Origin of the sequence: Thiohalophilus thiocyanatoxydans (assembly GCF_004366735.1) — a bacterium.
Lineage (GTDB): Bacteria > Pseudomonadota > Gammaproteobacteria > UBA6429 > Thiohalophilaceae > Thiohalophilus > Thiohalophilus thiocyanatoxydans.
Map to the genome: position 1 here is coordinate 524,753 of NZ_SOQX01000001.1, position 12,476 is coordinate 537,228.

The window sequence follows — 12,476 nt, forward strand, 5'->3', positions numbered from 1 at the left end:
CCCTGATCAGTAGAACAAGCGAACTCTATGAGCATTAACCCGGATACAGCACTGAACATCGCCAAGGTCTTGACCGAGGCATTGCCCTATATTCAGCGTTTTCAGGGCAAGACCATGGTCATCAAGTATGGCGGTAACGCCATGGTGGACGAGAAGCTCAAGCAGGGCTTCGCGCGCGATATCGTGCTGATGAAACTGGTGGGGATGAATCCCGTGATCGTGCATGGCGGTGGGCCGCAAATCGGCAATGTTCTGGATCAGATCGGCAAGGAGAGCAAGTTTATCGAAGGCATGCGGGTGACCGATGCCGAAACCATGGACGTGGTGCTGATGGTGCTGGGCGGCCTGGTCAACAAGGATATTGTTAACCTGATCAACCAGGCTGGCGGGCATGCGGTCGGCCTGACTGGCAAGGACGGCGGGCTGATCCGGGCGCGCAAGATGACCTTCGAACGGCACAACCCGGAAATGAACGCCCCCGAGATCATCGATATCGGGCATGTCGGCGACGTGGAGAGCATCGATCCGTCCGTGGTCAATATGCTGGTCAAGCAGGGGGACTTTATTCCGGTGATCGCGCCCATCGGCGTCGGCGAGGATGGCCAGTCCTATAACATCAACGCCGATCTGGTGGCCGGTAAACTGGCTCAGACCCTGGAGGCGGAAAAGCTGATCCTGCTGACCAACACGCCCGGCGTACTGGATAACGAAGGTGAGCTGCTGACCGGCCTCAAGGCCAAAGAGGTTGAGGCGTTGATCGCCGATGGCACGATTCACGGCGGCATGCTGCCCAAGATTCGTTGTGCACTGGATGCGGTTCACTCCGGTGTCGGCACGGCCCAGATTATCGATGGCCGGGTCGAGCATGCGGTATTACTGGAAGTGCTGACCGATGAAGGTGTCGGTACCCTGATCCGGAGCTGATAGAGTTACATGGCCGAGAACAAAACCAACAAACCCTCACGCCGCCAGCAGATCCTTGAAGTTCTCGCGGCCGAGCTGGAAAACAGTCCCGGTGAGCGAATTACCACTGCGGGCCTGGCACGGGCGGTCGGTGTCTCCGAGGCGGCTCTCTATCGACACTTTCCGAGCAAGGCCCGGATGTTTGAAGGCCTGATCGAATTTATCGAGGAATCCATATTCGGACTCATTAACCGGATTCTTGAGGATCAAAAACCCGCTCTCGCGCGCAGTGAACACATTATGACCCTGGTACTCGGCTTTGCCGGCAAGAATGCCGGCATTACCCGTCTGCTGGCCGGAGACGTGCTGGTGGGTGAGACGGAGCGCCTGCGCAGTCGTATTGATCAGTTTTACGATCGTTTGGAAACCCAGCTCAAGCAGGTATTGCGCGAGGGTGAAATGAACGGCGAATTGCCGCCTGATCTGCCTGTCGGGCCGAGTGCCAACCTGCTACTGGCGGTGGTGGAAGGCCGGATCAATCAGTATGTGCGCAGCGGTTTTCGGCGCGTGCCGCTGGAGATGTGGGAGGATCAATGGCGCCTGCTGGAGGAACTGCTGCAAGGTCGCGGATAGAGCGCGGCTAACGTCAGTCTGATGACGTGAGTTCACGATAACGCTTCAGCCTGGTTTTATACTGTTCGTTTAATCGTTCCAGTTCCTGTTGTTTGTTGGCGATGAACCTCTCGTTATTGGCAATCTGACGCTTGAGCTGTTCCATTTTTTCCAGGAGATTGTCAGGCAAGGGCTCACCACGGCGTTCCAGATTAGCCGCCCGCTTTTTCAATGCCTTCAGGTTTTCCTGATGAGCCTGGTTACTGGAGCGGGTAATTTCAACCTGCCCCTCAATGGACTCGCGCTTATCCTGATGATAGAGCTTCAGATCGCGCTCGGTGGTAAAGGTGCTTAACAGAATGTGGTCCTGCCGGCGTTTTTCCTTCTTTTGTTGCGCTTCCGACTCACGCTGTTTACTGGCACGCTTTTCCTGTTCAAGTTGCGCGGGGGTCCTGGCCGGTTCCTCGATATCGATAACCACGCCATGCCGGTTGAGGATTTCGATACGTTGCTGGGAATATTCGGGCGGGACACTCTCGCCGCACTCCCGAATACCGTCTTCATTGGTCCAGCATTTGTAGGCTTCCGCCAATGTCGCGGGCGCAAAAGCACCGAGCAGGCCCAGCAGACAAAGACGCGTCACCAGTCGGGATTCGGATAGCATTTAAAGGGTTCCCAAGTTTCGAATCACAATTGTAGGCAATGTGACACACATGTTGGAGTATATCCTGTTATTTGTTGTGGCCCTGGTGGCCAATGCGTTTTCCGCCTTTGCCGGCGGGGGCGCCGGGCTGCTGCAATTGCCCGCGTTGATTTTCCTCGGCCTGCCCTTTAGCGTGGCGCTGGCGACCCACAAGCTGGCCAGCGTTGCCTTGGGTATCGGCGCCTCGGCCCGCCACTTTAGGGAAAGGAATCTCGACTGGCAATTTGCGCTGTTGATGTTGTTGGCCGGCGTGCCGGGCGTGGTCCTGGGTGCCGGAGTGATTCTCAGTGTGCCGGACCGCTGGGCGGAACTGGCGCTGGGGTTGTTGACCATGGGGCTGGGCGTCTACTCCTGGGCCAGTCCGGGGCTCGGGCAGGTCGATACGCGGACGCACCGCGACCGGGCCGGCTGGGTAATCGGTGGCAGCGTACTGTTTGGCATCGGCATTCTCAACGGTTCGCTGACCTCCGGCACCGGTTTGTTCGTCACCCTGTGGCTGGTGCGCTGGTTCGGCCTCGACTACAAACGTGCCGTCGCCCATACCCTGGTGATGGTCGGCCTGTTCTGGAACAGCAGCGGGGCCCTGACCCTGGGATTGCTCGGCTCGATCAAATGGGACTGGGTGCCGGTACTGCTGCTCGGCTCGTTACTGGGCGGCTACCTCGGCGCCCACTATTCGATCATCAAGGGCAACCGGGCGATCAAACGAGTGTTTGAAATCGTGACGGTTCTGGTGGGTCTGAAGCTGATCATCGGATAAAAGATTTAACCACGAAGACACGAAGACACGAAGGTAACAAGAAAAGATAATTTTGATATTGAATTGACGGGGAAAGTTGGTTTGTGATTATGTCTTTTTGTGTCCTAAATACATGTTCCGAATACCAGTCTAGGGAGATTGCTTCGTCACGTTGTTTCTCGCAATGACCCCAGTATTTTCAGTCATTGCGAGCCAGGCGAAGCAATCTTTTGAACCTGGTGTTCTGGTGTTCGGAACATTTATTTAGAGTCCTGGTGGTTTAGAAATCGCGAATATCGATATCGTAGTCGATGGTCAGTGGGGCGTGGTCGGAGAACCATTTGTTTTTATACACCGAGGCTTTTTTAACAGTACCCTTCAGGCCCGGGGTGATGATCTGGTAGTCGATGCGCCAGCCGACGTTGTTTTCGCGGGCGTTGCCGCGGTTGGACCACCAGGTATACTGGTCGGGCTTCTGGTTGACTTCGCGAAAGGCGTCGATGAAACCGATGTTGTCGAACAGGTTGTCCAGCCAGGCGCGCTCGACCGGGGTGACGCCGGAGGTTTTCTGGTTGGACTTCCAGTTCTTGATGTCGATCTCCTTGTGTATCGTATTGAAGTCGCCGCAGATAATGTAATCGCGGCGTCGGCGGCGCATGGCCTTGAGGTCCTCGGCGAAGCGGTCCATGAAGATCAGCTTGTTGTTGTGGCGCTCCTCGCTGGAGGCGCCGGAGGGCAGGTAGAGCGAGGCGACGGTGAGCTTGCCGATCTCGATCTCGATCCAGCGCCCCTCGCTGTCGACATGATCCCAGCCCAGGCCGATGGAGACCTTGTCGGGCTGATGGCGGCTCATGATCGCCACACCGCTGTAGCCCTTTTTCTGAGCGTCGAAATAATAGGTGTGATAGCCCCGGGGATAGAAAATCTCACTGTCCAGCTGGTGCTCCTGCGCCTTGGTCTCCTGGATGCAGATTACGTCGGCTTTCTGGCGTTTCATCCACTCGAAAAACCCCTTGCGCTGGGCGGCGCGAATGCCGTTGAGGTTGGCGGTAATCACTCTGAACATCACACTTATCCGGTTACGACCAAAGGTGTATGATACACAACCTGAACCCCGAAATCCCCAGCCCTACAATCCGGAATTTATCGCATGCGTGACTATCAACAGGAATTTATCGAGTTCGCCCTGCAGCGCGAGGTGCTGCGTTTTGGTGAATTTACGCTCAAGTCGGGGCGGGTCAGTCCCTATTTTTTCAACGCCGGGCTGTTTAACAGCGGCAGGGCACTGGCGCGGCTCGGGCGCTATTACGCGCAGACCATTGTTGACTCCGGCGTGCAGTTCGACGTGCTGTTCGGCCCCGCCTACAAGGGTATTCCGCTGGCCGCCGCCACCGCCGTGGCGCTGGCCGAGCAGCACGATCGGGATGTGCCCTATGCCTTCAACCGCAAGGAGGCCAAGGCCCACGGCGAGGGCGGCGACATCGTCGGCGCGCCGCTGCAGGGGAAGGTGCTGATCATCGATGATGTGATCACCGCCGGTACCGCCATCGGCGAGGCGATGGCCATCATCGAGGCCAACGGCGCCAGCCCGGCCGGGGTGGTGATCGCGCTGGATCGTCAGGAGAAAGGCAAGGGCGACCTGTCCGCCATCCAGGAAGTGGAGAACAACTACCACATCCCGGTACACAGCATCATCCAGCTCGAGCTTTTAATCGAATACCTGTCAAAGCAAACGGGGATGGAAGACAAACTCGAGGCCGTCAAGGCCTACCGTAACCAGTACGGTATCGGGGAATAGTGGTAAAAAAATCTTTTCACCACGAAGACGCGAAGTCACGAAGTATAATTTCAGGTAAGGCTAAACAGGGCTCCTTCGTGTTCTTCGCGTCTTCGTGGTTCAAATTTTTATTCATTGAAGTTGGGCATGTCCTGCTGCATCCACTTTCGGAATGCCTCACGTTCTTTCTCATCCGCCATCAGCCACCAGAACTTGAGCCGTTTGACGGCGTCTTCATTGGCGGCCTGGTCGGCGGAGGGAAGCGAGCCGTCGGCCGGCGCGGGTGTTGCGGTGGGCGCGTCGCGGACCACCGGTTCGGCGTTGGTCAATCCTGAGGGGTATTCCTCCGAGGCGGTGGCGGCGATGCGAGTGCCGCTGCCGGTTTCCACCAGCGTGGCCTGAAAGTCGTTGGCCAGACTGAAAGCCTCATCTTCATCACCGGGTTCAGCGTAGCGCAATTCATACACCCGGCCGGCGCTGAACTCGGCCCGGATATCGGTCGGGCTGGACTTGACCAGCATGCCGTCGCTGCCTGATCCCCAGTAGAGTTCATATTTGAGGGTCAGGGTATGCCGGCCGGGAGGCAGGTGCAGCTCATAAAAGCCTTCGTCCTGGGAGGGTGCGCTGATCTTGCTGTCGTCGATGGCCGTGACGGTGATCGGGCCGGGCACCTTGACCCGCGCGATTTCGCCCGGGGATTTCTCCGGGCCGCTATAAAACTTGACCGGGCCGGATGGCGCGCAGGCGCTCAGTAACAGGGAGGCCAGTCCCAGGGATAACAGTGTTCGCCAGTTCATGAAGTTCCTCATCCGGTTGTATCCAGGCCGTAGCGTGAAGCGTCGGCTCACGGCCCCGCATATGCTAGCGGCCAATTCTGACAGAATTACGACAGCGCAGGTAGGCCGGGCCGGCAGTTTCGGCTCCCGGAATGACCCGGCCGGACAACAATGTGTCACTTGCCCGGGCGGCTTTTACCTTGCACGGGCCGATCATGCTAGAGTAACCGCGTCTGATTCTGGCCACCACAAGACGGAATACGATTTGTCTCTACCTTCCCTGGCGAACTGGCGCAACGCAGTTGAGGTCTATCGAAAACCTCAGGCGATTGCCATGTTGTTTCTCGGCTTCTCCGCCGGGTTGCCGCTGCTACTGATTTTCTCGTCGCTTTCGTTGTGGTTGCGCGAGGCCGGGGTGGAGCGCGGTGCGGTTACCTACTTCAGCTGGGCGGCGCTGGCCTATTCGTTCAAGTTTGTCTGGGCGCCGTTGATCGATACATTGCCGTTACCCGGCCTGTATACGTTGCTCGGGCGACGACGCAGCTGGTTGCTGGTCGCGCAGCTGCTGATCATGACCTCGATTATCATGATGGGCATGACCGATCCGATCGATAATTTGCCGATGATGGCGCTGGCCACGGTGCTGCTGGGTTTATCGGCGGCCAGTCAGGATATCGTGATCGACGCCTATCGCATCGAGTCGGCCGGCGACAAGCTGCAGGCGGCACTGGCGGCCATGTATATCGCCGGTTACCGGGTCGGCATGCTCGCCTCCGGTGCCGGGGCGCTGTATCTGGCCACCTGGTTCGGCAGTGATCAGACATACAGTTACCAGGCCTGGCGCCTGACCTATCTGTGTATGGCCATGCTGATGATGATCGGCGTGATGACGACTTTGCTAATCAAGGAGCCGGCACCCAATCAGCAGCGCGAGCCCTATTTACACAGCAATTTTGATTATTTGCGCTTTGTGCTGTTGTTCATAACGGTTACCGGCGTGTTTATTCTGGCGTTTTTGCAGCTGGGTGTTGCCGATGCAGTGAAGTCGTCGCTGCGTGAAGGGCTGGGCTTTAATGGCGTACTGGCCGCCTTTTTCGGACAGACCGTGCAGATTGTCGTCGCTGTCGCGCTGTCGTCGATTACCGCACGTGGACTGATCCTGGTTCACGCAGTCAACCGCGAGATGGTTCGCTCGACCTATGTGGATCCCGTCGTCGATTTCTTCCGCCGCTATGCGAAGCTGGCGCTGTGGATTCTGTTACTGGTCGGGTTTTATCGCATTTCGGATATCGTGCTCGGGGTGATCTCCAATGTCTTCTATTTTGATATGGGCTATACCAAGGAGCAGATCGCCTCTATCAACAAGGTGCTGGGGCTGGTCATGGCGCTGCTCGGCGGGTTTATTGGCGGTTTGCTGACCACCCGTTTTGGCATCATGCGTATGTTGTTGACCGGCGCGATCCTGGCGGCTGCCACCAACCTGCTGTTCATGTTACTGGCGACCCTGGAGCCGAACGTGCCGATGCTGGCGCTGGTGATTGCGGCCGACAACCTGTGCGCCGGACTGGCCAGTGCGGCGTTTATCGCCTATCTCTCCAGTCTGACCAGTATCTCGTTTACCGCCGTGCAGTACGCGATCTTCAGTTCGCTGATGACTCTGTTCCCCAAGGTGCTGGGTGGTTACTCCGGCGGTATGGTGGAGAGCCTGGGGTATCCCGGTTTCTTCCTGCTCACCGCGCTGCTCGGGGTGCCGGTGATCGGGTTGATTCTGTATCTGATGCGTCGGGAAGCGACGCGGGTGGATGGCTAGTTCATGAGCGTGGAATTCTCCTTGCTGGCGGCGTTTCTGGTCGGCCTGATGGGCGGGGTGCACTGTATCGGTATGTGCGGGGGCATCGTCGGCGCGCTGACGTTTGGTTTGCCGCAACCGCAGTCGCGAGCCCGCCTGTTCGGTTTTCAACTGAGCTACAACGTTGGGCGCATCGCCAGTTACACCCTGGGTGGTGTGCTGCTGGGCGGGCTCAGCGGCCTGGCCGACAACCTGCTGGTCATTCATCAGTACCAGAGCATCCTGCAGGTGATCGCCGGGCTGTTCATGCTGGCGATGGGTCTGTATATCACCGGCTGGTGGACGGGGCTGCGGCATATCGAAAGCGGCGGACGGCTGCTGTGGCGCCATATCGAGCCGCTGGGCCGGCGTCTGATGCCGGTGACCCGGCCGGGGCAGGCGCTGCTGCTGGGGATGTTGTGGGGCTGGCTGCCCTGCGGGCTGGTCTACAGCGTGCTGATCTGGTCCATCTCCACCGGCAGCGCGCTGGAAGGCGGCCTGCTGATGTTGAGTTTTGGCCTGGGTACGCTGCCCAATCTGTTGCTGATGGGAATGTTCGCCGCGGCGTTGCAGAAGTTTGTCCGCTATCCGCTGGTCCGCTATGGCGCCGGCGGGCTGGTCATGCTGTTCGGTGTGGTTACCCTGTATCTGGCCTGGCAGCCGCTGCCCGCCTGAGGACCTGCCGGGCATTATTGCCGCTGTGTCACGTCCCTGTGATCGAAACTTATTCGGTAAAGAACTGTTTCTGGAATTCGATCGTGTGGGTTCGACGACTGTCTTCGGGTTTCACGCGAATGGTGAATTTCAGGGTGTCGCGGTGGGCGACCGGAAAGTCACTGATATAGTATATAGCCTCCCCTTCACGGATTTTTCGGATCTGCAGGGTCTGTTTGTGACCCGTCAACATGCCGCTGCTGGCGGTCACTTCCGCCTCGACCGGCTGGTTGTCGGAGGTCCGAATGACGGAGACGTTGAGCATTGCCCGGCTTTTACTGCGCTGGATACCGTATTCGCTGGCCACATCGGGGTTCAGCGTATCGGTATTTAACGTATTGTAATGAATAGCATAATCGCCAACCCGCTTGGCCTGCTCGGCCATGACCGGCGCCGCATGGAGGCTGAATACCAGCAGGGCGGTGGTTGACCATTTCAGCAGTGACTTCATGACGCGACTCCTCGTACTGTTGTTATTACAGGTAAATATAGACGACAAAATCGCGTTCAACCTGCTTGACAAGGTGGTTTCTTGCGGATTTTGGCTTCGCCGGTCTTACTGACGCTGCAGCCGGTAGAGGGCGATCTCACCCATCAGGTTGGGCAGCAGCCAGGCACTGACACTGGGCTTGTGATCCCGGTCGACCACGATGCGTTGCAGCACGGTGAGGCTCATGTCTTCGCACAACTGTTCGAAATCCGTGATGGTGCACAGGTGGATATTGGGTGTGTTGTACCAGGTGTTGGGCAATGAAGGGGTAACCGGCATGCGCCCGTGAAACAGCTCCAGGCGGCAGCGCCAGTGACCGAAGTTGGGGAAGGTGATAATCGCTTCGGCACCGATGCGTAACATTTCATCGATCAGTTTGTCCGGGTAGCGGACCGCCTGCAGGGTTTCGCTCATAATCACATAGTCGAATGACCCGGATTCGATCTCCGACAGGCCGGCGTCCAGGTCGGTCTGGATGACATTGATGTTGTTCTCGATGGCCTTGACGATCTTGTCCTGATCGATTTCCATCCCGTACCCGGTGACCTGACGCTTCTCATGCAAATAGCGTAACAGGGTACCGTCGCCGCAACCCAGATCCAGCACGTGGGAGCCGGGACGAATCCAGTCGGCGATCATGCGCAGTTCCGAGCGTAACAGGCTCATTGTGCGCCTCCCTGTGCCACCCGGTTCATGTAGGTTCGCAATGCATCCATATAGTCCTGGATCGGCATCAGGAAGGCATCATGGCCGTGATGCGCCGTGATCTCCGAGTAACTGACAGTCTTGCGTCCCTTGACCAGGGCCTTGACGATCTCCCGCGAGCGTTGCGGTGCGAAGCGCCAGTCGCCGGTGAACGCGGCGACAAAAAATTCCGCTTGGGTATCCTTCAGCGCGGCGGAGAGATCATCGTCGTACTCCTTGGCCGGGTCAAAATAATCCAGCACCTTAGTCATCAGCAGATAGGTGTTGGCATCGAACTTCTCGACGAAGGATTTGCCCTGATAGCGCAGGTAGCTTTCCACCTGAAATTCGACATCAAAGCCGAAGTTGATCTTGCCCTCGCGCAGCTCGCGGCCGAACTTGGCGCGCATGGAGAGATCCGACAAATAAGTGATGTGTCCGAGCATGCGGGCGATCATTAACCCGCGTCGTGGGATGGTGTTGTAATCGTAATAGCGCCCTTCGTGGAAGTCCGGATCGGACATGATGGCCTGGCGGGCGATCTCGTTAAAGCCGATATTCTGCGCCGAGAGCCTGGGCGCGCCGGCAATCACGATGCTGTGGCGCAGGCGGTCCGGGTAGTCGATGGCCCACTGCAGCGCCTGCATGCCGCCCAGGCTGCCCCCGGCGACCGCGGCCCACTGGTCAATGCCAAGATGATCGGCCAGCAGCGCCTGGCTGTGGACCCAGTCGCTGACCGTGACAATGGGAAAATCGGGGCCGTAGGCTTTGCCGGTCTCGGGGTTGGTACTCATGGGGCCGGTGGTGCCCTTGCAACCGCCAAGGTTGTTCGGCGCAACCACGAAAAAGCGGTTGGTATCGATCGGCTTGCCCGGGCCGATGCAGGTATCCCACCAGCCCGGCTTGCGATCCTCCATGCTGTGATAACCGGCGGCGTGATGGTCGCCGCTCAGGGCATGGCAGATCAGAATCGCGTTGTCTTTTTGTGCATTGAGCTGCCCGTAGGTCTCATACACCATCTCGAACGCCGGCAGCGCTCGACCACAGTCCAGATCGAGGGGGGTGTCGTGTACCAGCTTTTGCGGGGTAACCAGACCGACGGAATCGGCGGGAATTGTCTCGGGCATCGGATAAACTGTCTTCGTGACCTGATTGATCAACAAGACAACAAGTCTAAGTGACAGGTCACTCCCGGCGCAAGCGGGACGGCTGCGGGTCTCAGGCGACCTGGGCCGTATTCTGCTCGATAAAGGATTCTAGCGGCCGATTGAGGGTTTCCATCAGCGTGTTGATATCGTCCAGCTGGGCGTTGAGCGTTTCGGCGGTTTTTTCCAGCTCCTGAATCCGGTTTTGCAGGGTATCGCGCGATTCGTTGATCTTGCGCAGGCTTTCCAGCCGTTTTTCCATCTGGTTTTTGTGTTCTTTGATTTGCGTCACCAGCGGCGCCATGGCCCGCTTGCCCCAGGATTCAACGTCCTCGTGGGCCTGGAACAGGATGTTGCGTGCGTGACTGACCATGGAAATAAAGAATTTCTTCACCACGAAGGCCTGTTCGGTCACCGTCAATTTGGTACTGTTGCGGTAGGCTTCGGCCTCGTGATAGAGACGATCCAGCTCGCGTTTGTATTTACTCATGCTGAGCAGTCGGGGTTTGATGTCGCTCAGATCATGTTCTTTGTTAAACTGTCGATAAATGGTCTGCAGCATCATGTTGAGCTGGTCAGTCTGCTTGCTGGCCGTGCTCATGGTTTCCTGGGTGATGTCAAAGAACTCCTTCATGGCACCCTTCAGCGTCATGGTGAACTTGCTGCCGGTCATCTCCTTGCGGGTCTTGGACATCAGTTTGTCGAGCCGGCTCAGGCTGAGGGTCTTCAGCAGCTCGTCATGTTTTTCATTGAAGGCTTTGCGGTTGGCCTGAAAGCTCTCCACGCTTTTGTGATACGTGGACTGCTCCTCGCGGGTCTTTTTCATCAGATGGGTGATGACATCTTCATTCTTGCCGCTGAGGCTTTTCAGTTCAGTAAGCTGTTTATTGACATCGGCCACCCGTGAGGCGATCAGATCGCGCGATTGCTGGGCCATGCCGCCAATCTCGCCGACGATACTGTCTCGAACCAGGTGTTGCTTGCGCGGCAGAATATCCCGCGCCAATAACGATTCCAGGGCGATGATATTACTGCGTTGAAGCAGCTCCTCGTCGGTGCGGATTTTGGCCAGCAGGCCTTTCTGGGCCGATACCGGGAAGACATTGCTTGCCTCAATCCCCAGCATCTTGGCGGCGCTTTTGCACTGGTTGGCGACACTGACCCCGATTTCGTCGTCGTCCTTGAGCTCATCCCAGAGGGTGTCGACCTTGTTGAGCACGATGATACGGCCGTGGCGGGCATCGCCGCCCAGTGGTTTGACGTACTGGTTCCACATCTGCATGTCGGACTTGGTCACGCCGGTGTCGGCCGCCAGGACGAAGACCACGGCCTGGGCGCTGGGCAGCATATTGAGCGTCAGTTCCGGTTCGTTACCGATGGCGTTGAGCCCCGGGGTATCCAGAATGGTCAGCCCTTCCTTGAGCAGGGGATGCGGAAAGCTGATCAGGCCGTGACGCCACTTGGGAATCTCGACCATGTCGGTTTCGGCATGCACGTCCGGGTCCACCAGGCCCAGCCTTGCGGCCACCGGGGCCGGGACCCGCTTGGTGCGCACCACCTCGCGAAACGCCTCGGCCATCTTTTCCGAGGAGTTGGTGTCCAGCTCGATGGTGGTCCAGTTGATGGGCTCTTTCTTGTGTTCCTGGATGCTGGTCTCTTCCAGTCGCGTCTCGATGGGCAGCAGGCGAATATAGCTCTGGTCCGCCGCGGAGTCATAGAACAGTTCAGTGGGGCACATGGTGGTGCGCCCGGCGTCCGAGGGCAGCAGACGCCGATCATACTCGGAGAAGAAAATGGCGTTGATCAGCTCGGTCTTGCCGCGCGCGAACTCGGCGACAAAGGCGATGGTCAGACGGTCTGACTTGAGTGCCTCGAGCAGCTCGAAGATCCGCAGTTCGCTCTCCGGATTGCTCATGTTATTGGCATTCAGCCAGTGCTGATATTTTTCGATCGCGCTGTTGAGGTCGCTGCGCCAGCGCCCGTAAGCCTGCATCTGATCGGTAAAACGGTCTGTCGCCATGGGAAGTCCGGTTACTGGTTGTGGTCGGAAAAAGTCACTTACTGTGCAATATAGCCGTACATATTTCGCTGCCACAATCGACAAA

The 12,476-nt window shown here is 57.8% G+C and carries 13 protein-coding genes; 6 read left to right on the forward strand and 7 right to left on the reverse strand.

The window, feature by feature from the left end:
• The first annotated feature begins 27 nt into the window (after nt 1–27).
• Nucleotides 28–924, forward strand: a complete 897-nt coding sequence (gene argB, locus EDC23_RS02455) for an acetylglutamate kinase (protein ID WP_134080770.1) — start codon at nt 28–30, stop codon at nt 922–924.
• A 9-nt stretch (nt 925–933) separates the two neighbouring features.
• Nucleotides 934–1,536, forward strand: a complete 603-nt coding sequence (gene slmA / locus EDC23_RS02460) for a nucleoid occlusion factor SlmA (RefSeq protein ID WP_134080772.1) — start codon at nt 934–936, stop codon at nt 1,534–1,536.
• Between the two features lie 13 nt (nt 1,537–1,549).
• On the opposite strand, the gene EDC23_RS02465 is transcribed toward slmA, so the two are convergent.
• Nucleotides 1,550–2,179, reverse strand: a complete 630-nt coding sequence (locus EDC23_RS02465; protein ID WP_134080774.1) for a hypothetical protein — start codon at nt 2,177–2,179, stop codon at nt 1,550–1,552.
• 49 nt (nt 2,180–2,228) lie between these two features.
• Here EDC23_RS02465 and EDC23_RS02470 point away from each other — a divergent pair, with 49 nt between their 5' ends.
• Nucleotides 2,229–2,978 (forward strand): sulfite exporter TauE/SafE family protein, encoded by a 750-nt coding sequence (locus tag EDC23_RS02470; protein ID WP_134080776.1) that lies wholly within the window; start codon nt 2,229–2,231, stop codon nt 2,976–2,978.
• A gap of 259 nt (nt 2,979–3,237) precedes the next feature.
• Here EDC23_RS02470 and EDC23_RS02475 read toward each other — a convergent pair whose 3' ends face one another.
• The gene (locus EDC23_RS02475) at nt 3,238–4,023 is read right to left on the reverse strand and encodes an exodeoxyribonuclease III (protein ID WP_134080778.1); all 786 of its coding nucleotides are present in this window, start codon (nt 4,021–4,023) and stop codon (nt 3,238–3,240) included.
• An 84-nt stretch (nt 4,024–4,107) separates the two neighbouring features.
• Between EDC23_RS02475 and pyrE the strand changes: the two genes are divergently transcribed.
• A complete protein-coding gene (pyrE, locus tag EDC23_RS02480) occupies nt 4,108–4,755 on the forward strand; it encodes an orotate phosphoribosyltransferase (protein WP_134080780.1) in 648 nt (215 codons plus the stop codon).
• A gap of 107 nt (nt 4,756–4,862) precedes the next feature.
• Here the strand turns inward: pyrE and EDC23_RS02485 are convergent, their stop codons facing one another.
• The gene (locus EDC23_RS02485; RefSeq protein ID WP_166668750.1) at nt 4,863–5,531 is read right to left on the reverse strand and encodes a DUF2057 family protein; all 669 of its coding nucleotides are present in this window, start codon (nt 5,529–5,531) and stop codon (nt 4,863–4,865) included.
• A 244-nt stretch (nt 5,532–5,775) separates the two neighbouring features.
• Between EDC23_RS02485 and EDC23_RS02490 the strand changes: the two genes are divergently transcribed.
• Both EDC23_RS02490 and EDC23_RS02495 read left to right on the forward strand, forming a co-directional pair.
• Nucleotides 5,776–7,320: an AmpG family muropeptide MFS transporter gene (locus EDC23_RS02490; RefSeq protein WP_243830687.1), complete on the forward strand. Its 1,545-nt coding sequence runs from the start codon at nt 5,776–5,778 to the stop codon at nt 7,318–7,320.
• Nucleotides 7,321–7,323: 3 nt separating this feature from the next.
• Entirely contained in the window at nt 7,324–8,013 is a 690-nt protein-coding gene (locus tag EDC23_RS02495) for a sulfite exporter TauE/SafE family protein (protein ID WP_134080784.1), read from the forward strand.
• 49 nt (nt 8,014–8,062) lie between these two features.
• On the opposite strand, the gene EDC23_RS02500 is transcribed toward EDC23_RS02495, so the two are convergent.
• The 4 genes from EDC23_RS02500 to EDC23_RS02515 form a co-directional block, all read right to left on the reverse strand.
• Nucleotides 8,063–8,503, reverse strand: a complete 441-nt coding sequence (locus tag EDC23_RS02500) for a DUF4426 domain-containing protein (protein ID WP_134080786.1) — start codon at nt 8,501–8,503, stop codon at nt 8,063–8,065.
• A 105-nt stretch (nt 8,504–8,608) separates the two neighbouring features.
• Entirely contained in the window at nt 8,609–9,208 is a 600-nt protein-coding gene (gene metW, locus EDC23_RS02505; RefSeq protein WP_134080788.1) for a methionine biosynthesis protein MetW, read from the reverse strand.
• On the reverse strand, nt 9,205–10,353 hold the full coding sequence (gene metX / locus EDC23_RS02510; RefSeq protein WP_134080790.1) for a homoserine O-succinyltransferase MetX: 1,149 nt from the start codon (nt 10,351–10,353) through the stop codon (nt 9,205–9,207). Before metX ends, metW begins: the two co-directional genes overlap by 4 nt.
• A 91-nt stretch (nt 10,354–10,444) precedes the next feature.
• Nucleotides 10,445–12,391 (reverse strand): dynamin family protein, encoded by a 1,947-nt coding sequence (locus tag EDC23_RS02515; protein WP_134080792.1) that lies wholly within the window; start codon nt 12,389–12,391, stop codon nt 10,445–10,447.
• Nucleotides 12,392–12,476 lie beyond the last annotated feature (85 nt).